This is a genomic window from Pseudoxanthomonas jiangsuensis (genome assembly GCF_010093185.1).
Taxonomy (GTDB): Bacteria; Pseudomonadota; Gammaproteobacteria; order Xanthomonadales; family Xanthomonadaceae; genus Pseudoxanthomonas; species Pseudoxanthomonas jiangsuensis.
Genome location: NZ_PDWL01000068.1, coordinates 1 through 1,073 on the forward strand (window position 1 = coordinate 1; position 1,073 = coordinate 1,073).

A 1,073-nucleotide genomic window follows, 5' to 3' on the forward strand; every position below is an offset into this window, starting at 1 on the left:
GCCTCATACCGGTCTGCCTGCAAACAGTACCGATATTGCACCGCCAGATATTCCGGCTGGCTTTGTGGCTGTTTTCAACAGTGATGAGGCATCGTGGCATCTCGTTGAAGACCATCGGGGTAAAACCGTCTATGACGTGGCTTCCGGCGACGCGTTATTTATTTCTGAACTCGGTCCGTTACCGGAAAATTTTACCTGGTTATCGCCGGGAGGGGAATATCAGAAGTGGAACGGCACAGCCTGGGTGAAGGATACGGAAGCAGAAAAACTGTTCCGGATCCGGGAGGCGGAAGAAACAAAAAAAAGCCTGATGCAGGTAGCCAGTGAGCATATTGCGCCGCTTCAGGATGCTGCAGATCTGGAAATTGCAACGAAGGAAGAAACCTCGTTGCTGGAAGCCTGGAAGAAGTATCGGGTGTTGCTGAACCGTGTTGATACATCAACTGCACCTGATATTGAGTGGCCTGCTGTCCCTGTTATGGAGTAATCGTTTTGTGATATGCCGCAGAAACGTTGTATGAAATAACGTTCTGCGGTTAGTTAGTATATTGTAAAGCTGAGTATTGGTTTATTTGGCGATTATTATCTTCAGGAGAATAATGGAAGTTCTATGACTCAATTGTTCATAGTGTTTACATCACCGCCAATTGCTTTTAAGACTGAACGCATGAAATATGGTTTTTCGTCATGTTTTGAGTCTGCTGTTGATATTTCTAAAGTCGGTTTTTTTTCTTCGTTTTCTCTAACTATTTTCCATGAAATACATTTTTGATTATTATTTGAATCAATTCCAATTACCTGAAGTCTTTCATCTATAATTGGCATTGTATGTATTGGTTTATTGGAGTAGATGCTTGCTTTTCTGAGCCATAGCTCTGATATCCAAATGAAGCCATAGGCATTTGTTATTTTGGCTCTGTCAGCTGCATAACGCCAAAAAATATATTTATCTGCTTGATCTTCAAATGTTGTATTGATTAAATCAATTGGATGGAATTGTTTATCATAAAAAATTAATGTTTGAATGTGATAACCGTCCTTTAAAAAAGTCGTTTCTGCAAGCTTGGCTGTAT

Annotated in this window: 2 protein-coding genes; one reads left to right on the forward strand and one right to left on the reverse strand. The window is 40.9% G+C overall.

What is annotated here, in order from left to right; genetic code table 11:
• Nucleotides 1–487 (forward strand): tail fiber assembly protein (locus CSC62_RS17230; protein WP_162407890.1); only part of this gene is annotated, 487 nt, incomplete at its 5' end.
• Between the two features lie 128 nt (nucleotides 488–615).
• Here the strand turns inward: CSC62_RS17230 and CSC62_RS17235 are convergent.
• On the reverse strand, nucleotides 616–1,073 hold a 458-nt coding region (locus tag CSC62_RS17235), incomplete at its 5' end, for a hypothetical protein (RefSeq protein WP_425502053.1).